Genomic DNA, 24,063 nt, shown 5'->3' with positions numbered 1-24,063 from the left:
GGTTCACCCGATGTTCACCGTGAGTTCAGACTCCGCCCCGTCCGCCGTTACCTGGCCTCCCTAACGTGAAGGCATCCGGCATGGAGCCGGGACATCACATCAACGTGAGGATTTCTGAAGTGAAGCTTGTGACCCGTACCGGCGTGGTTCTGACCGCCGCCGCGCTGTCGCTTTCCCTTGCCGCCTGCTCCGCCTCGAACGAGCCCGCGGCGTCCGGCTCCTCCGACACGGCCACCACCGGCACCGATGCGGGCGCGACCACGGCCGCCCTCTCGGGCACGCTGAACGGCGCCGGCTCGTCGGCCCAGGAGTCCGCGATGGACACCTGGCGCGCGGCCTTCCAGTCCGAGAACCCGGACCTCGTCATCAACTACGACCCGGTCGGCTCCGGCGGCGGTCGCACCCAGTTCTTCGACGGCGCGGTCTCGTGGGCCGGCTCCGACTCGGCGCTGTCCGAGGCCGACGGCGAGTACGACGCCGCCGCGGCCCGCTGCGGCACCGACGGCGCGATCAACCTGCCCGTCTACATCTCGCCCATCGCGGTCGTCTTCAACCTCCCGGGCGTGACCTCGCTGAACCTCGACTCCGCGACCATCGCGAAGATCTTCGACGGCAAGATCACCAAGTGGAACGACGACGCGATCGCGTCGCAGAACGACGGCGTCACGCTTCCCGACACCGCGATCACGATCGTCCACCGCGCCGACGACTCGGGCACCACCAAGAACTTCACCGACTACCTCGCGCAGACCTCTGACGGCGCGTGGGGCTACGACGCCTCGGGCGTGTGGCCCACGGACAAGGGCGAGTCGGGCCAGGGCACCTCGGGCCTCATGGAGATCGTGACCGGCACCGAGGGTGCGATCGGCTACGCCGACGACTCGAAGGCCGGCGACATGGGCAAGGTCGCCATCAAGGTCGGCGAGGAGTACAACGCGCCGTCCTCCGAGGGCGCCGCGACCACGCTGTCCGACTCGACCGTCGCCTCGGTGAACGGCGACAACGACCTCGCGTACACGATCAACCGCACCACGACCCAGTCGGGCGCCTACCCGCTCATGCTGCTGTCGTACGCGATCGTGTGCCAGTCCTACGACGACGCGACCGAGGCCGCCAACGTGACCGGCTTCCTCTCCTACGTCGCCTCCGAGGCGGGCCAGCAGGCCGCGGCCTCGGCCTCCGGCTCGGCCCCGCTGCCGACCGACCTCTCCGCGCAGGTCGAGGACATCCTCGCCCAGATCGCGGGCTGAGCCTGATCAAGGCTGAATTGGACGGTGGTGGGCTTGTCCGCAAGGATGAGTCCACCACCGTCCTTCAACGCGTAGACGGAGAATCAGCGTGAGCACCACCAGGGCCGCGAGCGAGGTGACGGCGGAGGGGACCCCCCTGACCGCGCACACCGAGCGGGCGGCGAACAAGATCTTCTTCGGGCTGTCGGCCGCCTCGGCGAGCCTCATCCTCGTCGTCCTCGCCGCGGTCGCGACGTTCCTCCTGCTCGAGGCCTGGCCCGCGCTGACGGACTCGTCGGGCGACTACCTCGACAAGGTCGCGTGGATCAGCCCCGAGAAGGGCCAGAGCCTCATCGAGATCGCGGGCTACCTCATCTTCGGCACCGTGCTGATCTCGACCGTCGCGCTCCTCATCGCGACCCCGCTGTCGATCGGCATCGCGCTGTTCATCTCGCACTATGCGCCCCGCCGCCTCGCGACGGGCCTCGCGTACATGGTCGACCTGCTCGCCGCGATCCCCTCCGTGGTCTACGGCCTCTGGGGCGGCATGGTGCTCGTGCCGTTCCTCCAGCCGTTCTACCAGTGGCTCGCCGACTGGTTCGGCTGGTTCCCGCTGTTCGCGCCCGCCGAGGACGGCACCGTCTCGGCGACGGGCCGCGTGGCCCTGTCCGCCAGCATCGTCCTCGCGATCATGGTCATCCCGATCATCACCGCCGTCACGCGCGAGGTGTTCCTCCAGACGCCCAAGCTGCACGAGGAGGCCGCGCTCGCGATGGGCGCCACCCGCTGGGAGATGGTCCGCATGGCCGTCTTCCCGTTCGGCCGCTCGGGCATCGTCGGGGCGACGATGCTGGGCCTGGGCCGCGCGCTCGGCGAGACGATGGCGGTCTACATGATCCTGTCGGTGGGCCTCAGCTACTCGTGGAGCCTGCTCAACGCGTCGAGCCACAACACCATCGCGTCCTACATCGCGGCCCAGTTCCCCGAGGCGAACACGCAGGGCGTCTCGGCGCTCATCGCGCTGGGCCTCGCGCTGTTCGTCATCACGCTGCTGGTCAACATGCTGGCCCGCTGGATCGTGTCGCGCCGTTCCGAGTTCTCGGGAGCCAACTGATGGCCACGACCACCGCATCGTCCCCCCGCACGGGCGTCAACCCGATGGGCTCGCTGAGCCTGCGCCGCCGCGCCTCCAACGGCGCCATGACCGTGCTGGTCTACCTCGCGTTCCTGCTGGCGATCATCCCGCTGATCTGGCTGACCATCACCGTGGTGACCAAGGGCATCGACCGGTTCTTCGTCGACTCCAACGGCGACCACAACTTCAACCTGGACTTCCTGCAGCAGTCGATGCGCGGCGTGTTCGGCGGCATGCCGTCGGGCGGCATCCTGCACGCGATCTGGGGCACGGTCCTCATCACGCTGACGGCGGCGGTCATCTCCGTGCCGATCGGCCTGCTCACGTCGGTCTACCTGGTCGAGTACGGCCGCGGGTGGCTCAAGAAGTCCATCACGTTCTTCGTCGACGTCATGACGGGCATCCCGTCCATCGTCGCGGGCCTCTTCGCCTACGCGATGTTCGCGCTCATCGTCGGGCCGGGCACCAAGACGGGCTTCGTCGGCGCGATCTCGCTGTCGGTGCTGATGATCCCCGTGGTGGTGCGCTCGTCGGAGGAGATGCTGCGGCTGGTGCCCAACGAGCTGCGCGAGGCCTCGTACGCGCTCGGCGTGCCCAAGTGGCTCACCATCCTCAAGGTGGTGCTGCGCACCGCGATCGCCGGCATCACCACCGGCGTCACGCTCGCGATCGCGCGTGTCATCGGCGAGACCGCGCCGCTGCTCGTCGCGGTCGGCGTGTCCGACTCGATGAACTTCAACATCTTCGACGGACGCATGATGGCGCTGCCGGTGTACATCGTGTCCGAGTGGCGCAAGGGCTCGCAGCCCTGCAACGACCCCTCGGTGCCCTGCGTGTCCGACATCACCGAGTACCGCGCGTGGGCCGCCGCCCTGGTGCTCATCCTCATCGTCATGGCGCTCAACCTCCTGGCGCGCCTCATCTCTCGCTACTTCTCCCCGAAGACCGGCCGGTAAAGGACTTCTTCACGTGACCAAGCGCATCGACGTCAACAACCTCAACGTCTACTACTCGAACTTCCTGGCGGTCGAGGACGTCTCCCTCGCGATCGAGCCGAAGTCCGTCACGGCGTTCATCGGCCCCTCCGGCTGCGGCAAGTCCACCTTCCTGCGCACGCTCAACCGCATGCACGAGGTCATCCCCGGCGCGCGCGTCGAGGGCGAGGTCCTCATGGACGGCGTCAACCTCTACGAGGCCGGCGTCGACCCGGTGGCCGTGCGCCGCCACGTCGGCATGGTGTTCCAGCGCCCCAACCCGTTCCCCACGATGTCCATCGCGGAGAACGTCCTCGCGGGCGTCAAGCTCAACAACAAGCGCATCTCCCGCGCGGACGCCGACGACCTGGTCGAGTCCTCGCTGCGCGGCGCCAACCTGTGGGAGGAGGTCAAGGACCGCCTCGACAAGCCCGGCTCCTCGCTCTCCGGCGGCCAGCAGCAGCGCCTGTGCATCGCGCGCGCGATCGCGATCAAGCCCGACATCCTGCTCATGGACGAGCCGTGCTCCGCGCTCGACCCGATCTCGACCCTCGCGATCGAGGACCTCATGCAGGAGCTCAAGGACGAGTACACGATCGTGATCGTCACGCACAACATGCAGCAGGCGGCCCGCGTCTCCGACCGCACCGCGTTCTTCAACATCGCGGGCACCGGCAAGCCGGGCAAGCTCATCGAGATGAACGACACCGCGACCATGTTCTCCACGCCGTCCGAGAAGGCCACCGAGGACTACATCTCGGGCCGCTTCGGTTGATCGGCCTTCCCGCGTGACCGTGACCCACACGGGAGCGCGGATGAATCGTGTCAGGGCTGCACTTCGCGTCGCATACGCCGACCAAGGGGCGCGCGAGTGCAGAATCCGTGTGGGTGAGGGTCACGCGGTCAGCGTGCCGCGACAGCAGAACGCCGCATCGTCCGGGGGACGATGCGGCGCCTGGGTGGGTCGGTCGGGCGCGGCCTACAGGCCGTCGAGCTCCGAGGCGTACTCCTCGAGCGTGCCGTCGAGCACGGGCACGTCGGCGCTGACCTGGCCGGTGGCGTCGGTCTGGAGGGTCACGGGCTGGACCAGGCCGGGGGCGGCGGTCGAGGTGCCCTCGACGTGCTCCTCGGCGTCCTGGCCGCCGAGCGTCACCGAGGCGCCCGCGGGCACGTCGATGGTCGTGATGCCCGAGCCGTCGATGGACGCCGAGACCTGGACGTCCTCGGTGCCGTAGTTGTGCAGCGTGCCCACGAGCACGGCGGGGGAGTCCTTGGCCTCCGTCACCACGAGGAGGTTGATGCCCTTGACGTCGCCCACCTCCACGGTGATGCCGTCAGACGCGTTGTAGTCCTTGTGCGTGGTGATCGGGTTGACGACGCTGCAGCCGGACGCGACGAGCGCGATCGCGGCGAGCGGCAGAAGGCGAACGGGGTGCTTCACGGGGGGACCTTTCCGGGGTGACGTCACTCGAAGGATAGTGGCTCGCCGTGCCGGGGAGCCACCGCCGGCCGGGAGGTCCCGCACCCGGTTTTCGGCACCGGATGCCCGGAAAATGGCCCCGACGGGACCAACGGCCCGCTGCCAGGCAAGATGCACCTGTTATTGCGGAAATGCCAAGTGGTAGAATGGAGTTCCGTCGAGAAGGGTATTCCTCCACCATGAACTTCGTCGTTGGCGAGACCGTCGTCTACCCCCACCATGGGGCGGCCCAGATCCAGGACATCAAGAAGCGCATCATCAGGGGCGAGGAGAAGATCTACCTCAAGCTCAAGGTGGCGCAGGGTGACCTGACCATCGAGGTCCCGGCGGAGAACGTCGACCTGGTGGGCGTCCGCGACGTCGTCGACCAGGCCGGCCTCGAGAAGGTGTTCGGCGTGCTGCGCGAGCCCTACATCGAGGAGCCGACCAACTGGTCGCGCCGCTACAAGGCCAACGTCGAGAAGCTCGCCTCCGGCGACGTGATCCGCGTGGCCGAGGTCGTCCGCGACCTGTCCCGCCGCGACACCGACAAGGGCCTGTCCGCCGGCGAGAAGCGCATGCTCCACAAGGCGCGCCAGATCCTCGTCTCGGAGCTCGCGCTCGCCGAGAAGTGCGACGAGGCCGCCGCCGAGACCCGTCTCGACGAGGTCCTCGCCTCGTGACCGTCGCGGCCGTCGTCACGGCCGCGGGCTACGGGACCCGGCTCGGGTCCTCCCTTCCCAAGGCGCTCGTCGTCGTGGCGGGCGAACCGCTCGTCGTGCATGCCGTGCGCCGCATCGCGCGCGTCGCCGCCTCCGTGGTGGTGACGGCGCCGCCGACCCATCTCGAGGAGTTCGCACGCGCCCTCGCGGGGCTCGACGCCCGCATCGTGCCCGGCGCTGACACGCGGCAGGCCTCGGTCAACGCGGGGCTCGCGGCGCTCGCGCTCGCGCCCGAGGACATCGTCCTGGTGCACGATGCGGCGCGCGCCTTCCAGCCCGTGCCCACCATGCGCGCGGTCGCCGCGGCGATCGAGGCCGGCGCGGACGGCGCCATCCCCGTGGTGCCGGTGGTCGACACGCTCGTCACCGCGCCCGGACCCGACGGCGCGCTCGGCGAGCCGGTCGACCGCGCCGGATTCCGCATCGTCCAGACGCCGCAGGCGTTCCGCGCGTCCGTCCTGCTCGACGCGCACGCGCGCGGCGGGTCCGAGGCGACGGACGACGCGTCGCTGGCGCGCGCGCTCGGCTACCGCGTCGTCGCGACCGAGGGCCACGAGGCCGGCGTCAAGATCACCCACGCGGGCGACCTCGCGCTCGCCGAGCACCTCGCGGCCGCGTCCGCTCTCGAGGAGGCCATGTGAACATCCGCACCGGGATCGGCGTGGACGTCCACGCGTTCGGCGGCGACCGGCCGCTCATGGTCGCCGGGCTCGAGTGGCCGGGCGAGCGGGGCCTCGAGGGGCACTCCGACGCCGACGTCGCCGCGCACGCCGCGTGCGACGCGCTGCTGTCCGCGGCGGGGCTGGGGGACCTCGGATCCAACTTCGGCACCTCGCGCCCCGAGTGGGCCGGCGCGGCCGGCACCGCGCTGCTCGCGGAGAGCGCGCGGCTGGTGCGGGCCGCCGGGTTCGAGATCGGCAACGTCGCGGTCCAGGTGATCGGCAACCGTCCCAAGCTCGCGCCGCGGCGCGCCGAGGCGGAGGCCGCGCTGTCGGCCGCGTGCGGCGCGCCCGTCACGGTCGCGGGCACCACCACGGACGGGCTGGGGCTCACCGGCCGCGGCGAGGGCATCGCCGCGATCGCGACGGCGCTCATCGCGGTCGCCTGACCTCCGCGTCGGGACGCTCAGTCCTCAAGAATCGGTCGCCGCACGCATTTCGGGACGCTCAGTCCTCCTGCGCGGTCGGGGGTCGCGCGTGCTCGAAGGACTGAGCGTCCCCGGACCTTTCCAGGACGCGATTCTTGAGGACTCACCGTCCCGAGCCGCGCGAGGGGTGCTGGGACGTGGCGACCGGTAGCCTGGGCGCGTGACCCTCCGCCTGTTCGACACCGCCACCCGCGAGGAGCGCGAGTTCGCGCCCATGAACCCGGGCAAGGTGGGCATCTACCTGTGCGGACCCACCGTCCAGAGCTCCCCCCACGTGGGCCACCTGCGCAGCGCCGTCGCGTTCGACGTGCTGCAGCGCTGGCTCGAGCGCACGGGCTACCGGGTCACCCTGGTCCGCAACGTCACCGACATCGACGACAAGACCCTCTGGAAGGCCGCCGAGGCCGGCGTCGAGTGGTGGGCCTGGGCGCTGCGCTTCGAGCGCGAGTTCCAGGCGGCGTACGCCGCGGTCGGCGTGAAGCCCCCGGCCGCCGAGCCGCGCGCGACCGGCCACATCCCCGAGATCCTCGCGATCATCGCGCGCCTCATCGACAACGGCCACGCCTACGAGCAGGCCGGCTCGGTGTACTTCGACGTGCGCTCCTTCGACGGCTACGGCTCGCTCACGCGCCAGGCGCTCGACGACCTGTCGCCCGCGCAGGACTCGCCCGTCGAGGACAAGCGCGACCCGCACGACTTCGCGCTCTGGAAGGCCCGCAAGGACGACGAGCCCGAGACCGCCTCGTGGGACTCCCCCTGGGGACCGGGCCGCCCGGGCTGGCACATCGAGTGCTCGGCGATGGCGCACCGCTACCTGGGCGAGGAGTTCGACATCCACGGCGGCGGCCTCGACCTGCGCTTCCCGCACCACGAGAACGAGCAGGCCCAGTCCCGCGCCGCCGGCTACGGCTTCGCGCACCTGTGGATGCACTCCGCGTGGGTGACCCAGTCGGGCGCGAAGATGTCGAAGTCGCTGGGCAACGGCCTGCTGGTGTCCGAGGTCCTCGAGGCCCACGAGCCCGCCGCGCTGCGCCTCGCGCTCGCGGCCGTCCACTACCGCTCGATGCTCGAGTACTCCGCCTCCACGCTCGACGAGGCGACCGCGCAGTGGGGCCGCTTCACGGGCTTCGTCGCGCGCGCCTCGGAGCGGGTGGGCGCGGTGTCGTCGGCGGCCGTCGCCGCCGCCGAGCTGCCCGAGGCGTTCGTCGACGCGATGGACGACGACCTGGGCGTGCCGCGCGCGCTCGCCGTCATCCACGAGACCGTGCGCGCCGGCAACGCCGCGCTCACCGCGGGGGACGATGCGGCGGTCGCCGCCGCGCTGCTGTCCGCTCGGGCGATGCTCGACGTCCTGGGCCTCGACCCCGCCGCGCCCGAGTGGGCAGGCGAGAGGGCAGGCTCGTCCGACGCCGCGATGCGCGCGCTCGACTCGCTGGTGCGGGCCGACATCGACGCCCGCGCCGCCGCGCGCGCCGCCAGGGACTGGGGCACCGCGGACGCGATCCGCGACCGCCTCGCCGACGCGGGCATCGTCATCGCGGACGCGGCCGACGGCGCCAAGTGGTCCCTGGCCGCCGAGGGGTAGCCCGCCGCGCCGCCGCCTCCGCCTCCGCCGACCGCTTTCCACACGCCATCTGCACCTGTGACGGCTCCACTCGGCCGATGCGCGGGAAAGTGCAGCGTGGTGACGGTCACACGCGGGTGGGCGTGTGGAGGGAGGTCAGGGACGAGCCGCGGGGCCCTCGAGACGCGGGGGACACCGCGCGCCGTTTACCCTTGTAGGCATGGCAGGTAACTCTCAGCGCCGCGGCGCGACCCGTAACGCGGGCTCCAAGAAGGGTGCGAAGGTCGGCACCGGCGGCCACGGTCGCAAGGCGCTCGAGGGCAAGGGCCCCACTCCGAAGGCCGAGGACCGGCCGTACCACAAGGCTCACAAGGCGAAGGCGCGCGCCGAGAAGGAGGCCGCGAAGCAGCCCCAGCGCGCCGGCAGGTCCACCCCGCGGGACCGCACCTCGCGCGCCGTCGACCTGGTGGTCGGCCGCAACAGCGTCCTCGAGGCGCTGCGCGAGGGCATGGCGGCCACCATGCTCAGCGTGTTCAACCGCATCGACGCGGACGACCGCGTCACCGAGATCGTCTCCCTCGCCGTCGAGCACGGCGTGACCGTCCGCGAGGTGACCAAGGCGACGCTCGACGCGCTCGCCGACGGCTCGCCCCACCAGGGCGTCGCGCTCGAGGTGCCGCCATACGAGTACGCGCACCCCGAGGACCTCCTCGAGGCGCCGTCGCCGGTGCGCATCATCGCGCTCGACGGCATCCAGGACCCCCGCAACCTCGGCGCCATCGTGCGCTCCGCGGCCGCGTTCGGCGCGTCCGGCGTCCTCATCCCCGAGCGCCGCGCGGCCGGCATGACCGTCGCCGCGTGGAAGGTGTCCGCGGGCGCCGCGTCGCGCCTGCCCGTCGCGCGCGCGGTCAACATGGTCCGCACGCTCGAGGAGTACAAGAAGCAGGGGCTCTTCGTGCTCGGCCTCGCCGGCGACGGCGACGTGGACCTGCACGAGTCGAACCTGCTCGACGGCCCGCTCGTCATCGTGGTCGGCGCGGAGGGCCAGGGCCTGTCCCGCCTGGTGCGCGAGACCTGCGACCAGGTCGCGTCCATCCCGATCGCGGCCACCACGGAGAGCCTCAACGCCTCCGTCGCGGCGTCGATCGCGCTGTACGAGGCGTCGAAGGCGGCCGCACGGGCCTGACGGGCTTCGCGCGGTTTCGCTGAGCGCGGTTTCGCTGAGCGCGGTTTCGCTCAGCACGGTTGTCGATCCGACATGCCGGGCAGCGGGGCACGATGCGCCGGTCGGCCCGGCGTGTCGCGGCCCGGACCGTGCTGAGCGAATCGGCGCAGCGCCGCTCGGGTCAGAAGCCCGACTCCTCCGCGGCCTCCTGCTCGCCGGCCTCGGCGTCGGCCGCGTCGGACGCCCGCCGGTCGCGCTCCGCGAGCTCGCCCGACAGCGGCGAGCGCTCGGGCGCGGGAACGCGGGTGGACTGGCGGCGCACGGTGGGCGGCGGCGCGTCGGCCGGGTCGGGCACCGGCACCTCGCCCCAGGCGTACGTGTTGTCGTTCTCGAACGGGTCGCGCGGCACGAACTCGGTACCCACCTCGTCCGTGAGCGCGGGCAGCTCCGCGGTCATCTCCGCGAGGGAGCGGCCCAGCACCGCGCGCTCGTCGGGGCGCAGCGGCAGCACGTTCTTGACGTAGGACGCGGTCGCGACCGGCATCGGCACGTCCTTGCCCGCGGACTCGGCCAGGTACCAGCGGTGGTCCAGGACCTCGTGGAACACCTGGGCGGGCTCGAGCTTGCCGCGCAGCTCGCGCGGCACGGCACGCACCGTCGGCTCGAAGATGGTGGTGAGCCACTCGTGGGCGGCGAAGGCCTCGTCGTCGTAGTGGCCGGCGCGCACGGCGCGGAACTCGTCGAGGTCGTTGAGCAGGCGGCGCGCCTGGTTCTCCTGGACGTCGAGGCCCGTGAGGCGCATGAGGCGGCGCGAGTGGAAGCCCGCATCCACCACCTTCGGGCGGATCCGCAGGCCCTGGCCGTCGGGGGTGGAGAGCATGTCGAGCTCGCCGACGTCGAAGCCCATGTCGTTGAGGGCGCGCACGCGCTCGGCGACGCGGAACGGCACGTTCTTGTCGAACGTCTCCGTCTCCGTCAGCGCGGCCCACAGCTTCGCGTACTTCGACTCGAGGCGCTCGCCGATCTTGAACGGGTCGATGCCCTCGTCGAGGTCCTCGTTGGCCTGCAGGTCGAGGATCTCGCCGATGATGTTGGTGGTCGCGATCTCGAGGTCGTAGCTGCGCTGCCCGTCGGTCAGCGCGTCGTGCAGGTCGCCGGTCTCCGCGTCCACCAGGTAGGCGGAGAACTCCGACGCGTCGCGGCGGAACAGCGCGTTCGAGAGCGACACGTCGCCCCAGTAGAAGCCGTTGAGGTGCAGGCGCACCAGCAGCACCGACAGGGCGTCGATGAGCCGGTTGAGCGTGCCCTTGCGCAGCGCCGTCGAGAACAGCGCGCGGTACGGCAGGGAGAACGCGAGGTGCTCGGTCACGAGCGCCGCCGACAGCTCCTCGCCCGTGGGCGTGCGCCGCTGCGTCACCACAGCGACGGCGTGCACGCAAGGCGCCTCCATGCGCTCGAGCTCGCGCAGCATCTGGAACTCGCGGTACGCGATCTCGCGGTTGGTCTCCTTGACCGCGAGCACGTTCGCGCCGTGCCGCACGAAGCGCACGACGTGACGCGACAGGCCCCGCGGCAGCGCGGCGATGCGGTCCTCCGGCCAGGCGGACAGCGGGATCTCCCACGGGAGCTCCATCAGTGCAGGATCGGCGGCCCCGGTGATGTGCGGCATGGGTCCAGCGTAACGACGCCGCGCCGGGACGCCCGCGCGGGCTTTGCTGCGCACGGTCCAGGCGGCGACACGCCGCGTGCCACGGGACGATGCGCGGGTTCAGCCCGTGTGTCGCGCGCCGAACCGTGCTGAGCGAACCGCGTCCGGGCGGCCCGCGCATCGTCCCCGGACATGCCGAGAGGGCGGCCTCGGCGCGAACCGGGACCGCCCTCTCGGATGATGCTTAGGCGAGGCCCTTCGAGGCCGCCGTCACGACCGCGTGGGTCGAGATGCGCTGCTGCGTGGCCGACGAGAAGACGTGCTGCTCGCCCGGGCGGATGGTGACCCACACGGTGTCGCCCTTGCCGGGGACGTCGCGGGGGTCGACGCGGACGATGACCTGGCCGCCGCCGGTGACGATGTCGTCGCCGCCCTGGACCGCGAGCGGCGCCGGGAGCTGGCCGTACACGAACGCGTCGGAGCCGAGCTCCTCGACGACGTTGACCTCGACCGGGATGGCGCCCTCGGTGTTCGGGGACACGCGGTCGAGCGACTCGGGACGGAAGCCGAGCACGACGTTGCCCTGGTCGGCGTCCGACATGTTGGCGATCGTGTCGCGCTCGAGCTGGACCTTGGCCGGGCCGACCAGCGCGTGGCCGTCCTGGACGTGGAACGTCGAGAGGTTCATCGCGGGCGAGCCGATGAAGCCGGCGACGAAGACGTTCGCCGGGGTGTCGTACATCTCGCGCGGGGTGCCGACCTGCTGGAGGACGCCGTCCTTGAGGACCGCGATGCGGTCACCCATGGTGAGGGCCTCGACCTGGTCGTGCGTCACGTAGACGGTGGTGGTGCCCAGGCGGCGCTGGAGGGCGGCGATCTGGGTGCGGGTCTGGACGCGGAGCTTGGCGTCGAGGTTCGACAGCGGCTCGTCCATGAGGAACACCTGCGGCTGGCGGACGATCGCGCGACCCATGGCGACGCGCTGACGCTGACCACCCGAGAGGGCCTTCGGCTTGCGGTCGAGGTACTCGGTGAGGTCCAGGATCTTCGCGGCGGCCTCGACGCGCTCGCGGATCGTGGCCTTGTCGACCTTGGCGATCTTGAGCGCGAAGCCCATGTTGTCCGCGACGGTCATGTGCGGGTAGAGCGCGTAGGACTGGAACACCATCGCGATGTCGCGGTCCTTGGGCTGGACGTGCGTGACGTCACGGTCGCCCACGTAGATGGCGCCCTTGTCGACGTCCTCGAGGCCGGCGAGCATGCGCAGCGACGTGGACTTTCCGCAGCCCGACGGGCCGACGAGAACAAGGAACTCGCCGTCGGCGATCTCGAGGTCGAGCGCGTCCACGGCGGGACGCTCGGTGCCGGGGTAGATCCGCGACGCCTTGTCATAGGTAACGGTGGCCATGGCCGTGTTTCCCTTCACCGGCAGGTACGTGCCGGACGATCCGTAGTGAAGAAATGCCGTTGTGTGTGTCCACACTGACACGCCGGGCAGGTGCCCGGCCCGGCCATACTCTCACACCTCGTCCGGGACCTGGGACCCCCTCCCTGCGCCGATTTCCAATGACAGATGTGACGGGAGTGATCGGGTGTGAAGGCTGGGGCGACCTCATGCGCCCCAGCCGTCACATCTGTCATTGCGAACCGGGCCGGTAGGTTGAGGGCATGGCCGGGCTTCAGCGCGAGGTGGGCGACATCGTCGGTGGCTACCGCGTGCTCGGACGGCTCGGGTCCGGCGGCTCCGGGTCGGTCTACCGGGTCGCGGACGAGGGCGGCCACGAGGCCGCCCTCAAGCTCGTCGACGCTCGCCAGGACCACGTCGCGGCGGCCCGCCTGGAGAGGGAGGTGCGCGCGCTGCAGGCGCTGCGCCACCCCGCGGTGCCGCACATCCTCGACGCGGAGCTCGACGACGACGAGACGTTCGTGGTGTTCGAGCTCGTGGCCGGCGAGACCCTGTTCGACCACGTCCACCACCACGGCGCTCTCGAGGGCGGCGACCTCGCGGCCTTCGCGGAGCGCACCGCGTCCGCGCTCGAGGCGGTCCACGCGGCCGGCGTGGTCCACCGCGACGTCACGCCGTCGAACATCATGATGGGCCCCGGCGGGCCCGTCCTCATCGACTTCGGCCTCGCGCATCGGACCGAGGACACGCGGCTCACGCGCGAGGGGCTGGTGAGCGGCACGCCCGGATACGTCGCGCCCGAGGTGATCGACGGCGCCGAGCCGGGCGTCCAGGCCGACCGCTGGTCCTGGGCCGCGACCGTCGCGTTCGCGATGACGGGCCGCGGGCCGTTCGGCTCGGGCACGGGCGCGATCAGCCGCACGCTCGAGGCGGACGTGTCGCTGCCCGACGTGCCCGGCGCCCAGGCGGTGCGTGCCGCGCTCGGCCGCGACGTCGCGGCGCGCCCCGGGATGCGCGACGTGGTCGCCGCGCTCAGCGGCGCGACCGCCGTCATGCCGGCCCTGCCGCCCACCGCGGTCGCGCCCATCGCGGCACCCCCCACCGTCGTGATGGATGCCGTGTGGGAGGACCCGGACGCCACCGCGGTCCTGCCGAGCGGGCGCCAGGAGGTCGCCGGCCATGAGGACGATGCGGCGGTCGCGTGGGACGACGCCCTCGACGATGCGGGGGAGGGCTGGGAGGAGCACGAGCCGGAGGCCGCGCCCGCCGCGCCCCGCCGGCGGGTGCTGCTCGCCCTCGCCGGGCTGGTCGCCGTGGTCGCGGCGCCGCTCGCGCCCCTGCTCGTGTTCCTCGCCGTGGTCGCGCTCGCGGTCCTCGCCCGCGGCGTGTACCGGCGCGCCGTCGCGCTCGACGCGGCGGTGGCGCGGCGCGGCCGCCGGCGCACCTCCGACACGGTGGTGCAGACCATCGGCCTGCCGTGGCACGTGCTGCGAGCGGCGGGGGAGTCCGTGCCCGCGATCCTGCTCGCGGCGGCGCTCGGCGCGGGCGCGACGCTCGCGCTGTGGCAGCTCATCGGCGCCGGGGTGGTCGACTTCGCCTCCTCCTACCTGGAGGAGGCGCTCGCGGTCGCCGCGGGCATGCTCGTCGCCGAGCTCGCCCTGGCCTTCGGGCCGTACATGGCAGGCACCCGCGAGGGCGCGCACCGCATGGCGGCCGCCGTGTCGCCCACGGGAGGGTTGCGCGCCGCGTGGATCCTCGTGGCCGTCACGGCGGTGCTGGTGTCCGCCATCGCCCTGTGGGTCGGGGTGGAGCCGTGGTGGTGGCCGTTGCGCGATGCGCCGCTGTCGACCTCGTGACCCGGGCAAGGTGCCAGGAACACCCGCGTTGACCGGGACGTTGGGCGGGCAGACGGCGACGCGCGCCGGCAGTACGGTGAGCGTGCGCGAGACTGAGGAGCGAGACGATGAGCACTGACGCGGTCGAGGTCGAGAACGAGGCCCCGGTCGGGCGCTGGGGCACGCTGCAGCCGTGGCTGAGCCTGGTGGTGCGCCTGTCGATGGCGGGCATCCTCATCGCCGCGGCGATCCCGAAGATGATGGACATCCCCCAGTCGATCATCGCGGTGCGCGCCTACCGGATCCTGCCCGAGGCGATCGTGCCGCTGTTCGGCACGCTGCTGCCGTTCTTCGAGCTGCTGCTCGCGGTGTTCCTGCTGCTGGGCCTGTTCACGCGCCTGTCCTCGATCGTGTGGCTGATCATGATGGCCGGCTTCGTGTTCGGCGTCGCGTGGGCGTGGGCCAAGGGCTACTCGATCGACTGCGGCTGCTTCGGCGGTGGCGGCGACGTGGCCGAGGGCACCACCAACTATCCGCTGCACATGCTCGAGCGCGCGGGATTCGTCGCGCTCGGCACGTACCTGCTCATCTGGCCGCGCTCGCGCTTCTCCGTCGACGAGTGGATGCGGGCCGCCTGAGCCGCATCGTCTAGATTTCCCTTACACCCCCGGATCACCGACACCTGGAGAATCGATGTCGAGCAAGACCAACAAGGGCGGCGACGCGCGCGCGGCCGCGAAGGCGAAGGCCCAGGCGGAGGTGCGTGCCAAGGAGCGTCGCACCACCGTGATGATCATCGCGGGGTCCGTGGTGGGCCTCGCGCTGTTCGCGGGCCTCATCTTCTTCATCGTCAACCAGAGCAAGGTGCAGCCGCTCGGCGCGGACGGCGCGACGGCCCCCGCCGCGGCCGACGCGACCGGCGGCATCCCGGTCGGCTCGGGCGGCGTGGTGGGCGAGGACGTCCCGACCGACGCGACCCGCGTCGACATCTACTTCGACTTCATGTGCCCGATCTGCAACCAGTTCGAGCAGATCAATGCCGACGACCTCGACACGATGCGCGAGTCCGGCGAGATCGCGTTGTACTACCACCCGATCTCGATCCTCGACCGCGCGTCCAACGGCACGAACTTCTCGACCCGCTCCGCCGGCGCGGCCGGCGTGGTCGCGAACGACGCGCCCGCGGCGTTCCACGACTTCGTCAAGGACATGTTCGCGAACCAGCCCGCGGAGAACTCCGACGGCCTGTCCGACGACCAGATCAAGCAGATCGCGATCGACGCGGGCGTCCCCACGGACGTCGCGGGCAAGCTTGACAGCTCCGACATGAAGAAGTGGGCGACCGCCGCGACCGACCAGGCCTCGCAGGACGGCATGCAGGGCACGCCGACCATCCGCATCTCCGCGACCGGCAAGTTCGCGGACGGCGTCATCATCAACAACCAGAGCGACTCCTCGTCGCCGAAGGTCGACTGGAGCCAGGCCGGCGCCCTCAAGTCCTACATCGAGGGCCTGAAGAAGTAGGCCCCGCCGCGTCGAGCGCCGCATCGTCCCGTCCGGGAGGGTGCGGCGCTCGCGCATCCGGGGCCGGTATCCTGGCGGCCCCAGGCTGGCATGGCGCAATCGGTAGCGCAGCGCTCTTGTAAAGCGAAGGTTGCGGGTTCGAGTCCCGCTGCCAGCTCCAACTCGCGGGTCCCCGTGGGATCAGGCGGGCGTGCCCCAGCGGATCGGCTCGGCGCCCTGCTCCGCGAGCAGCGCGTTCACCCGCGAGAACGGCCGCGAGCCGAGGAACCCGCGCGACGCGCTCAGCGGCGACGGATGCGCGCTCGCGACCACCGGCACGTCGCCCAGCAGCGGCGCGAGCGCCTGCGCGTCGCGGCCCCACAGCAGCGCCACGAGCGGCCCGCCGCGCGCGGCGAGCGCCTCGATCGCGAGCCGCGTCACGTCCTCCCAGCCGCGCCGCCGGTGCGAGCCCGCCTCGCCCGGGGTGACCGTGAGCACGCGGTTGAGCAGCATGACGCCCTGCGCGTGCCAGTGCAGGAGGTCGCCCGAGGCGAGCACCTCGCCCGTGTCCTCGCGCAGCTCGCGCGCGATGTTGACCAGCGAGCGCGGCATCGGGTGGCCCGGCGGCACGGAGAAGCTCAGCCCCACCGGGTCGCCCGGCGTGGGGTACGGGTCCTGGCCCACGAGCAGCACGCGCACCTCAGCGAGCGGCAGCGTGAAGGCGCGCAGCACCGCCTCGGGCGCGGGCAGGTAGCCGCGGCCGGACCGGGTCTCCGCGCGCAGGAAGGCCGCGAGCGAGTCGAGGGTCGGTCCCGCCGACGCGAGCGTCGCGGCCCAGTCGGGGGCCACCCGGGTGCGCCATGCATCGTCCACGGCGCCACCCTAGCGAGGGACGATGCGCCGGCCGCCCGGGCGTGGCCGCGCGCCTGTCCGGGGGGTGCGCCGCGCGCGGGTACCGTGGATCCACCGAGAGGAGGACCGATGGACGCGACCGCAGCCCGCGTGGCCGACGACGCCGCGCTCGACGAGCGTTCCGTCGCGATCCTCGCCTTCGAGCGGCGCTGGTGGCGCTTCGCGGGTCCCAAGGAGGACGCCATCCGCGAGGACTTCGGCCTCACCGCCACGCAGTACTACCAGGTCCTCAACTCGCTCATCGACTCCCCGGCCGCGCTCGCGCACGACCCGATGCTGGTCCAGCGCCTGCGCCGGATGAGGGCGACGCGTCGTCGCGGCCGATCCTCGTTCGATGGGGAAGCGTGAGCTCCGAAGGTAGGGTGTGCCCGTGACGACCGAGTATCCGCAGGACGAGTTCGACCAGATCGCCGGCAAGGGCGGCCCCGTCGGCGTGCACCGCGCGCCGCGGCCGTGGTGGAAGATCGCGCTGATCCCGGTCGTCGTGTTCGTGGTCGCCGGCCTCCTCGCGTTCGTGGCCGCGCAGCTCCTGTGGAACACCGGCAAGGCGACGCCCGAGCCGTCGGCCTCGACGAGCCCGAGCGTGAGCGCCTCGACGAGCGCGGAGCCGAGCGCGTCCGCCTCCGCATCGGCCTCGCCGTCCGCCTCGGCGAGCCCCGAGCCCAGCGAGACCGCGTCGCCCGAGCCGTCCGTCACGCCCACCCCGGTGGTCAACTACGACGCGACCACCGCCGTGCTCAACGGCTCCGGCATCCAGGGCCTCGCCGCCCAGGAGGCGCAGATCCTCACGGACGCCGGCTTCGGGGCCCCGACCGCCGCGAACCTCACCGGCTCGCTGCCCTCGGCCAACCAGGTCGTGTACGCGAGCGACGACATGGCGGACACCGCCAACGAGGTCGCGTCGCTGCTCGGCATCGACACCGTGGTGCAGGGCACCCCGACCACGGCGGTCGACGTCGAGGTCCAGCTGGTCACCGCTCCCTGACGCGTCGCGCGCGCGTCGTGCCTCGCACGGGACGATGCGCGGCACGCCCTCGGCGAACACCCTCCGAGCCGTTTGCACTCGGCGGGGGAGAGTGCCAGAATCGGCGTTAGCACTCGGCCTGCCCGAGTGCTAAGAGACCTAGGGTTCTCCGCCGAGGTGCTCGGTGCGGCGTGACAGGAACGCCGGGCCGCGCATCGTCCGTCGCGGGCGGTGGGGGACCGACATCCATCGGAAGAGGTACTACCCCCATGGCAAAGATCATTGCCTTCGATGAGGAGGCCCGCCGCGGCATGGAGCGGGGCATGAACGCCCTCGCCGACGCCGTCAAGGTCACTCTTGGACCCAAGGGTCGCAACGTCGTGCTCGAGAAGAAGTGGGGCGCCCCCACCATCACGAACGACGGCGTCTCCATCGCCAAGGAGATCGAGCTCGAGGAGCCCTTCGAGAAGATCGGCGCGGAGCTCGTCAAGGAGGTCGCCAAGAAGACCGACGACGTCGCGGGTGACGGCACCACCACCGCCACCGTGCTCGCCCAGGCGCTCGTGCAGCAGGGTCTGCGCAACGTCGCCGCCGGCGCCAACCCGATCGCCCTCAAGAAGGGCATCGAGAAGGCCGTCGAGGCCGTCACCGCCGAGCTGCTCGCCGCCGCCAAGGAGGTCGAGACCAAGGACGAGATCGCCGCGACCGCGGGCATCTCCGCCGGCGACCCCGCGATCGGCGAGCTCATCGCCGAGGCGATGGACAAGGTCGGCAAGGAGGGTGTCATCACCGTCGAGGAGTCCTCGGCTCTGGGCCTCGAGCTCGAGCTGACCGAGGGCATGCGCTTCGACAAGGGCTTCCTCTCGGCCTACTTCGTCACCGACCCGGAGCGCCAGGAGGCCGTCCTCGAGGACGCCTACGTGCTGCTCGTCGAGTCCAAGATCAACTCGGTCAAGGACCTCGTGCCGGTGCTCGAGAAGGTCATGCAGACCGGCAAGCCGCTCGCGATCATCGCCGAGGACGTCGAGTCCGAGGCCCTCGCGACCCTCGTCGTGAACAAGATCCGCGGCACCTTCAAGGCCGTCGCCGTCAAGGCGCCCGGCTTCGGCGACCGCCGCAAGGCGATGCTGCAGGACATGGCGATCCTCACCGGCGGCACCGTGATCTCGGAGTCGGTCGGCCTCTCGCTCGACAACGCGGGCCTCGAGCTCCTCGGCCAGGCGCGCAAGGTCGTCGTGACCAAGGACGAGACCACGATCGTCGAGGGCGCCGGCTCGCCGGAGCAGCTCGAGGGCCGTGTGCGCCAGATCCGCGCCGAGATCGACAACTCCGACTCGGACTACGACCGCGAGAAGCTCCAGGAGCGCCTCGCCAAGCTCGCCGGCGGCGTCGCCGTCATCAAGGCGGGCGCGGCCACCGAGGTCGAGCTCAAGGAGCGCAAGCACCGCATCGAGGACGCCGTCCGCAACGCGAAGGCCGCCGTCGAGGAGGGCATCGTCGCCGGTGGTGGCGTGGCCCTCATCCAGGCCGGCACCACCGCGTTCGGCTCGCTCGAGCTCGAGGGTGACGAGGCCACCGGTGCCCGCATCGTCGAGGCCGCGATCACCGCGCCGCTGCGCCAGATCGCCGTCAACGCCGGCCTCGAGGGCGGCGTCGTCGTGGAGAAGGTCAAGGGTCTCCCGACCGGCCACGGCCTCAACGCGGCGACCGGCGTCTACGAGGACCTCCTCGCCGCCGGCGTCAACGACCCGGTCAAGGTCACCCGCTCGGCGCTGCAGAACGCGGCGTCCATCGCGGCGCTGTTCCTCACCACCGAGGCCGTCGTCGCCGACAAGCCCGAGCCCGAGCCGGCCATGCCGGCCGGCGGTGGCGACATGGGCGGCATGGGCTTCTAAGCCCTGAGGGCCGCCGGGCCCGATCGCTTCACCGCGAAGGCCCCCGTTCCGGATCCGTTCCGGGGCGGGGGCCTTCCGCATGCGTGGGTGGGTTGGCGGTGTGGCGGTGTGGCGGTGTGGCGGCTCGGGCCGGCCCGCGGCGCCCGCTGCGTCAACTTTGAGCTTCCACCCCGGAGCGCCGCCGGTTGTCGGTGGTGATTCTCAAAGTTCTGCCCGCGGCGCGGGTGCGCTCGGCGCGGGTCCGCCCGCTACGGGTCCGCCCGCGGTTCGCCTCCGCCCGGGCCGCGTGTGACCTCTATCCACACACCGCTCCCGATGAAGCGATTCAGCGATGCAACTCCCGTTGCATCGCCCGACCAGGGCGCGCGCAAGTGCAGAATCCGTGTGGAGGAAGGCCAGGGGAGGCGGCCGGGGGAGAACGCGGTGCTCAGGAACGCCGTTGCGCCGCCGTGACGCGCAGCCCCGAGCCGCGCAGGCGGCGGATCAGCTCGCGCGTCGACACCTCGACGGCGCCGAGGGCCACGAGCGCGTCGCGCATGTCCGCCGGGTAGTCGTAGTGGTCGCGGTCGAACGCGCGCTCCGGCATCCCGGCGCGCGCGGCGAACGCGTGCAGCTCCTCGAGCGACGCGTCCGAGACGAGGTGCCCCCAGATGCGCCCGTGGTTGGGCCACAGCGGCGGGTCGAGGAGGATCACCCTCCGAGCGTAGGGCCGCGCGTCCTCTACCGGGCGAACAGCCGGGATGCCGTCGCCTCGGCCTCCTCGTACGAGCGCGCGGCGTGTGCGAGGGCGCCCGTGATCGCGTCGAGCGCCGACTCGACGTGCGCCTGCGCTCCGCGCCACTGCTCGCGCACGTCCGCGAACGCCGCGGCGGCGGAGCCCTGCCACGTGGCGTCCAGCGCGACGAGCTGCGACATCAGTGCCGCGACCTCGCCGCGGATGGCGTCCGCGGACCGGGCGGCGCGGGCGGAGGCGGCCGAGACCTCGGCCGCGTCGACGTGGTACTCCATGGTGTCCTCCTCGGGTGGGCTCGGTGACCCGAGGCTAGGAACCCTGCGGCGCGGTGCGCGAGGACCCGCGCGCGAGCGGTGGAGGGATCAGCCGGCGTCGGCGGCCGTGGACATCGCCGCGATCGCCTTGTCGAGCCGCGCGAGCTCGGCCGTGAGGTTCTGGCGCGCCTGCGACTCCCACGTGGCGCCCAGCGGGCTCGTGTAGAGGCGCTCGCGGCCCAGCAGCTTCGCGACGATCGCGCGCCGCGCCGTGTAGAAGCGCGCGTCGGGGATCTCGGCGTACTCCTCGCGCACGTCGCGCAGGTACGTCTTGTAGCGCTGCGGGTCGGACGCGAGGATCGCGAGGTCGGCGTCCGACAGCACCGCGGCGTCGGGGGTGTCCGGGGTGGCGACGTGGCGGGACAGTCCCTTCACCATCGCCGCGACGGCCTCGATCTTGAGGTCCGGCACGCCCAGGTCGCGCAGCTCCATGCGGGCGTACTCGGCGCTCGCGTCCTCGTCCTCGCCGCCGCGGTTCGCGTACGCCGACTCGGAGTCCGAGGAGAACACCGCGCCGTGATACCAGGCCGCGAGCCGCACGCAGTGCGGCAGGCGCGTCTCCTGCTGGAGCTCGTCCACGCGCTGGAGCAGCTCGACGAGGTGGCGGACGTCGTGGAAGCGACGCGCGGGGTTCATCCACCGCGCGAGCAGGCGGGCGCCGGCCTCGGAGACCTGCTCCTCGGGTGCGCTCGCACCCACCGCGACCGCCTCGCGCACGTACGCGGGGAGCAGCCAGGCGGGCGTCGTGGCCGTGGGCATTGTCACCTCGAGTGGTTCCGGGTTTCCCTCTACACGCCCAGTCTGCCCACAACGCCGCACCCGATGCAAAGCCCCTTCCCGCGCGGCGCCCGACCCGCGCATCGTCCCGGGGTCCTGAACGGGGCGAGCGGAGCGCCGGGGCCGAGCGTCGCAGGGTCCGGCTAGAATCGTGCGGGGCACCGAAGCGCGGCGCCCGTACGACGAACGAGGTAGATGTGCCCACTGGAAAGGTGAAGTGGTTCGACTCCGACAAGGGGTTCGGATTCATCGCGAGCGAGGACGGCTCGGAGGTCTTCCTCCACGCCTCGGCCCTGCCCGCCGGCACCACCGTGAAGCCGGGCGCCAAGGTCGAGTACTCCGTCGCGGACGGCCGCCGCGGCCCGTCGGCGCTCAACGTCACCGTCCTCGAGCCCGCGCCGTCCATCGCCGCGAACCTGCGCAAGCCCGCCGACCAGATGACGGTCATCGTCGAGGACCTCATCAAGATGCTCGACGGTGTCTCCACCACGCTGCGCAAGGGCCGCTACCCCGAGCCCGCCAAGGCCAAGCCGGTGGCCGCCGTGCTGCGGGCCGTCGCGGACCAGCTGGACGCCTGATGGCCAAGGACGCCGTGCTGGTCGCCGCCGTCGACCTCGCCCGCGAGGCCGCCGTCGAGGCCGCCGACGACGCATCGGTCGTCGGCGAGCACCTCTCCGCGACGGTCGTCGAGGACCGCCTCGTCACCCACCTGTTCCAGTGCACCATGCCCGGCTACCGCGGCTGGGTCTGGTCCGTCACGCTCGCGCGCGCGCCCCGCCAGAAGCAGGCGACCGTCTGCGAGGCGCACCTGGTGCCCGCGGACGATGCGCTGCTCGCCCCCGCGTGGGTGCCGTGGGCCGACCGTGTCCGCCCGGGCGACCTCGAGCCCTCGATGGTGCTGCCGTACATCCACGGCGACGCCCGGCTGGTGCAGGGCTTCGAGGCCACCGGCGACGAGGACGAGGACCGCGTCGCGAACTGGGAGCTCGGCCTGGGCCGCGCCCGCGTGCTCAGCCAGGACGGCCGCGTCGACGTCGCGGACCGCTGGTACCGCGGCTCGCACGGCCCGACCGCCGCGTCCGCGATCGCGTCGACCTCGCCGTGCTCGACCTGCGCGTTCTTCATCCCGCTGACCGGCTCGATGCGCCTGCGCTTCGGCGCGTGCGCGAACGAGTGGTCGCCCGACGACGGCCGCGTCGTCAGCGTCGACCACGGCTGCGGCGCCCACTCCGAGACGGATGTCGAGCGCGGCGCCACGCAGTGGCCCGACGCCGACCCGGTCTTCGAGAACGAGGTCGCCGTGCCCGTCGACCTCACGCCGGAGCCCGAGCCGGAGCCGGTGTCCGAGCCCGAGGCGGAGGCGCCCGCCGCGGAGGCCGTCGAGCCCGAGCCCGTCAAGCCCGAGCCCGTCGCCGCGGAGGCGGCCGTCGAGGAGCCCATGCCCGAGCAGGAGGAGGGCGAGGAGCCTCAGGCTGACTGAGGCGCCCGCCCCGGCTCCTTCGGGGCGCGTGGTGCGCGCGCTCGCGGCGCGCGCCTACGTGCCCACCTTCATCGCCGAGATCGGCATCGGCGCGATGCTGCCCGAGCTCGCGCTCAGCGTGGTCCACATGGGCCACGGCGCGGTGTTCGGCTCGCTCGCCGTCGCGGCGTACCAGCTGGGCCGCCTGCCCGGCTCGGCGCTGGGCGGCGCGCTCGCGCATCGTCGGGGCTCCGCGCACGCTGCCCTGATCGCGCTGGGCGTCCTCGCCGCCGGCTCGCTCGTGGCGGCCGCCGCGCCCGACCTGGGCGTGTTCATGGCCGGCGCGATCCTCATCGGCCTGGGTCACGCGTCGTACCACGTGGCCCGTCAGGACCAGATCCTGGGCGTCATCCCGCCCGCGTTCATCGCGCGGTCGATGACGTCGCTCGCGGGGATCTGGCGCATCGGCAACTTCATCGGCCCCCTGGTGGGGGCCGCGCTCATCGCGGCCTTCGGCCTGTCCGCCACGTATTGGTTCGGCGCGGCATGCGTGCTCGTGGCGATGGCCGTGCTCGCGGTGGTCGGCATGCGGGGCGACCGGCGCATCGTCCGCCCGCGCGAGCGGGTCGCGCTGCGCGAGGTCGCGCGCGAGCACCGGCACCTGCTCGCGACTCTCGGCATCACGGTGGTGGCGACCGGCGCGCTGCGTCAGGCGCGCATCGCGGTGATCCCGCTGTGGGCGTCGCACGTGGGGCTCAGCCCGGAGGTGGCGACGCTCGTGTTCTCGATCTCGGCGGGGATCGACATGCTCCTCTTCTATCCCGCCGGCCGCACGATGGACCGGCGCGGGCGCCTGTGGACCGCGATCCCGTCCTCGCTGCTGCTCGCCGCGGGCTTCATCGCGCTGCCGTTCACGCACGGCGTCGCGCAGGTGACCGCGGCGGCGCTGCTGCTCGGCATCGGCAACGGGTGGGGGTCGGGCCTCGTCATGACGCTCGGCGCGGACGTCGCTCCCGAGCGGGGTCGCTCGGTGTTCACGGGGATCTGGATGATCCTCCAGGACGCCGGCGGGCTCGCGGGGCCCGCGCTCGTGTCGCTCGGCGCGCTTGTCGCGCTGCCGCTCGGGTACTTCGCGGTGGGCGGGATCGGCATCGCGACCACGGGCGGGTTCTGGGCGTGGGTGCCCCGCAGGCCGCCCGCGCACCTTCACCGCGACGACTGAC

Annotated in this window: 24 protein-coding genes, 1 tRNA gene and 1 pseudogene; 19 read left to right on the top strand and 7 right to left on the bottom strand. The window is 72.1% G+C overall.

Annotated elements, in window-relative coordinates; genetic code table 11:
- The first annotated feature begins 119 nt into the window (after positions 1 to 119).
- The 4 genes from pstS to pstB all read left to right on the top strand — a co-directional run bounded on the left by pstS (position 120) and on the right by pstB (position 4,113).
- Positions 120 to 1,250, top strand: coding sequence for a phosphate ABC transporter substrate-binding protein PstS (gene pstS / locus AOM04_RS03135; RefSeq protein WP_062462067.1), 1,131 nt, complete (start codon positions 120 to 122; stop codon positions 1,248 to 1,250).
- Between the two features lie 82 nt (positions 1,251 to 1,332).
- The gene (pstC, locus tag AOM04_RS03130) at positions 1,333 to 2,343 is read left to right on the top strand and encodes a phosphate ABC transporter permease subunit PstC (protein WP_082104316.1); all 1,011 of its coding nucleotides are present in this window, start codon (positions 1,333 to 1,335) and stop codon (positions 2,341 to 2,343) included.
- Complete coding sequence (gene pstA / locus AOM04_RS03125) at positions 2,343 to 3,320, top strand: phosphate ABC transporter permease PstA (RefSeq protein ID WP_062462064.1); 978 nt, start codon at positions 2,343 to 2,345, stop codon at positions 3,318 to 3,320. Before pstC ends, pstA begins: the two co-directional genes overlap by 1 nt.
- Positions 3,321 to 3,333: 13 nt before the next feature.
- Entirely contained in the window at positions 3,334 to 4,113 is a 780-nt protein-coding gene (gene pstB, locus AOM04_RS03120) for a phosphate ABC transporter ATP-binding protein PstB (RefSeq protein ID WP_062462061.1), read from the top strand.
- A gap of 204 nt (positions 4,114 to 4,317) precedes the next feature.
- On the opposite strand, the gene AOM04_RS03115 is transcribed toward pstB, so the two are convergent.
- Positions 4,318 to 4,779, bottom strand: coding sequence for a hypothetical protein (locus AOM04_RS03115; RefSeq protein WP_062462058.1), 462 nt, complete (start codon positions 4,777 to 4,779; stop codon positions 4,318 to 4,320).
- A 218-nt stretch (positions 4,780 to 4,997) separates the two neighbouring features.
- Here AOM04_RS03115 and AOM04_RS03110 point away from each other — a divergent pair, with 218 nt between their 5' ends.
- The 5 genes from AOM04_RS03110 (at position 4,998) to rlmB (ending at position 9,416) form a co-directional block, all read left to right on the top strand.
- Entirely contained in the window at positions 4,998 to 5,480 is a 483-nt protein-coding gene (locus AOM04_RS03110; RefSeq protein WP_062462055.1) for a CarD family transcriptional regulator, read from the top strand.
- Positions 5,477 to 6,160 (top strand): 2-C-methyl-D-erythritol 4-phosphate cytidylyltransferase, encoded by a 684-nt coding sequence (gene ispD, locus AOM04_RS03105; RefSeq protein ID WP_156160576.1) that lies wholly within the window; start codon positions 5,477 to 5,479, stop codon positions 6,158 to 6,160. The genes AOM04_RS03110 and ispD overlap by 4 nt, the downstream gene beginning before the upstream one ends.
- 56 nt (positions 6,161 to 6,216) lie before the next feature.
- Complete coding sequence (gene ispF / locus AOM04_RS03100; RefSeq protein WP_267127737.1) at positions 6,217 to 6,627, top strand: 2-C-methyl-D-erythritol 2,4-cyclodiphosphate synthase; 411 nt, start codon at positions 6,217 to 6,219, stop codon at positions 6,625 to 6,627.
- 199 nt (positions 6,628 to 6,826) lie between these two features.
- The gene (cysS, locus tag AOM04_RS03095; RefSeq protein ID WP_062462045.1) at positions 6,827 to 8,251 is read left to right on the top strand and encodes a cysteine--tRNA ligase; all 1,425 of its coding nucleotides are present in this window, start codon (positions 6,827 to 6,829) and stop codon (positions 8,249 to 8,251) included.
- Positions 8,252 to 8,450: 199 nt separating this feature from the next.
- Entirely contained in the window at positions 8,451 to 9,416 is a 966-nt protein-coding gene (rlmB, locus tag AOM04_RS03090) for a 23S rRNA (guanosine(2251)-2'-O)-methyltransferase RlmB (protein ID WP_062462042.1), read from the top strand.
- A 436-nt stretch (positions 9,417 to 9,852) separates the two neighbouring features.
- Here rlmB and AOM04_RS03085 read toward each other — a convergent pair.
- Together AOM04_RS03085 and AOM04_RS03080 are read right to left on the bottom strand one after the other, a co-directional pair.
- Positions 9,853 to 11,064, bottom strand: a pseudogene (locus tag AOM04_RS03085) (DUF4032 domain-containing protein); the annotation flags it as partial.
- Between the two features lie 223 nt (positions 11,065 to 11,287).
- On the bottom strand, positions 11,288 to 12,451 hold the full coding sequence (locus AOM04_RS03080) for an ABC transporter ATP-binding protein (protein WP_062462037.1): 1,164 nt from the start codon (positions 12,449 to 12,451) through the stop codon (positions 11,288 to 11,290).
- A 260-nt stretch (positions 12,452 to 12,711) separates the two neighbouring features.
- Here AOM04_RS03080 and AOM04_RS03075 point away from each other — a divergent pair, with 260 nt between their 5' ends.
- The 4 genes from AOM04_RS03075 (at position 12,712) to AOM04_RS03060 (ending at position 15,967) form a co-directional block, all read left to right on the top strand.
- Positions 12,712 to 14,304 carry a serine/threonine-protein kinase gene (locus AOM04_RS03075; protein WP_062462034.1) on the top strand — a complete coding sequence of 531 codons (1,593 nt, stop codon included), beginning with the start codon at positions 12,712 to 12,714 and terminating at the stop codon, positions 14,302 to 14,304.
- A gap of 107 nt (positions 14,305 to 14,411) precedes the next feature.
- Positions 14,412 to 14,921, top strand: a complete 510-nt coding sequence (locus AOM04_RS03070; protein ID WP_082104314.1) for a MauE/DoxX family redox-associated membrane protein — start codon at positions 14,412 to 14,414, stop codon at positions 14,919 to 14,921.
- Between the two features lie 55 nt (positions 14,922 to 14,976).
- Positions 14,977 to 15,807 carry a DsbA family protein gene (locus tag AOM04_RS03065; RefSeq protein WP_062462031.1) on the top strand — a complete coding sequence of 277 codons (831 nt, stop codon included), beginning with the start codon at positions 14,977 to 14,979 and terminating at the stop codon, positions 15,805 to 15,807.
- Positions 15,808 to 15,891: 84 nt separating this feature from the next.
- Positions 15,892 to 15,967 (top strand) — tRNA-Thr (locus AOM04_RS03060).
- A 20-nt stretch (positions 15,968 to 15,987) separates the two neighbouring features.
- Here the strand turns inward: AOM04_RS03060 and AOM04_RS03055 are convergent.
- The gene (locus AOM04_RS03055) at positions 15,988 to 16,659 is read right to left on the bottom strand and encodes a uracil-DNA glycosylase (protein ID WP_062462028.1); all 672 of its coding nucleotides are present in this window, start codon (positions 16,657 to 16,659) and stop codon (positions 15,988 to 15,990) included.
- Between the two features lie 108 nt (positions 16,660 to 16,767).
- Here AOM04_RS03055 and AOM04_RS03050 point away from each other — a divergent pair, with 108 nt between their 5' ends.
- The 3 genes from AOM04_RS03050 (at position 16,768) to groL (ending at position 19,557) form a co-directional block, all read left to right on the top strand.
- Entirely contained in the window at positions 16,768 to 17,046 is a 279-nt protein-coding gene (locus AOM04_RS03050; RefSeq protein WP_062462026.1) for a DUF3263 domain-containing protein, read from the top strand.
- A 22-nt stretch (positions 17,047 to 17,068) separates the two neighbouring features.
- Complete coding sequence (locus AOM04_RS03045; RefSeq protein WP_062462023.1) at positions 17,069 to 17,683, top strand: LytR C-terminal domain-containing protein; 615 nt, start codon at positions 17,069 to 17,071, stop codon at positions 17,681 to 17,683.
- Positions 17,684 to 17,931: 248 nt separating this feature from the next.
- Positions 17,932 to 19,557, top strand: coding sequence for a chaperonin GroEL (gene groL / locus AOM04_RS03040; RefSeq protein WP_062462020.1), 1,626 nt, complete (start codon positions 17,932 to 17,934; stop codon positions 19,555 to 19,557).
- A 427-nt stretch (positions 19,558 to 19,984) separates the two neighbouring features.
- On the opposite strand, the gene AOM04_RS03035 is transcribed toward groL, so the two are convergent.
- The 3 genes from AOM04_RS03035 to AOM04_RS03025 form a co-directional block, all read right to left on the bottom strand.
- The gene (locus tag AOM04_RS03035) at positions 19,985 to 20,251 is read right to left on the bottom strand and encodes a DUF4031 domain-containing protein (RefSeq protein WP_062462018.1); all 267 of its coding nucleotides are present in this window, start codon (positions 20,249 to 20,251) and stop codon (positions 19,985 to 19,987) included.
- 26 nt (positions 20,252 to 20,277) lie between these two features.
- On the bottom strand, positions 20,278 to 20,565 hold the full coding sequence (locus tag AOM04_RS03030; protein WP_062462015.1) for a WXG100 family type VII secretion target: 288 nt from the start codon (positions 20,563 to 20,565) through the stop codon (positions 20,278 to 20,280).
- Positions 20,566 to 20,652: 87 nt separating this feature from the next.
- A complete protein-coding gene (locus AOM04_RS03025; RefSeq protein ID WP_062462012.1) occupies positions 20,653 to 21,363 on the bottom strand; it encodes an HD domain-containing protein in 711 nt (236 codons plus the stop codon).
- A 215-nt stretch (positions 21,364 to 21,578) separates the two neighbouring features.
- Here AOM04_RS03025 and AOM04_RS03020 point away from each other — a divergent pair, with 215 nt between their 5' ends.
- From AOM04_RS03020 to AOM04_RS03010, 3 genes are read left to right on the top strand one after another with little or no spacing between them, the layout of a single operon-like run.
- Complete coding sequence (locus AOM04_RS03020; protein WP_062462009.1) at positions 21,579 to 21,959, top strand: cold-shock protein; 381 nt, start codon at positions 21,579 to 21,581, stop codon at positions 21,957 to 21,959.
- Positions 21,959 to 22,861 (top strand): DUF3027 domain-containing protein, encoded by a 903-nt coding sequence (locus AOM04_RS03015; protein WP_062462006.1) that lies wholly within the window; start codon positions 21,959 to 21,961, stop codon positions 22,859 to 22,861. Before AOM04_RS03020 ends, AOM04_RS03015 begins: the two co-directional genes overlap by 1 nt.
- Positions 22,862 to 22,892: 31 nt before the next feature.
- Positions 22,893 to 24,062 (top strand): MFS transporter, encoded by a 1,170-nt coding sequence (locus AOM04_RS03010; protein WP_156160575.1) that lies wholly within the window; start codon positions 22,893 to 22,895, stop codon positions 24,060 to 24,062.
- Position 24,063 lies beyond the last annotated feature (1 nt).

The organism is Demequina soli, assembly GCF_000971195.1.
Taxonomy (GTDB): Bacteria; Actinomycetota; Actinomycetes; order Actinomycetales; family Demequinaceae; genus Demequina; species Demequina soli.
This window is presented reverse-complemented; position numbering and strand designations above follow the sequence as displayed.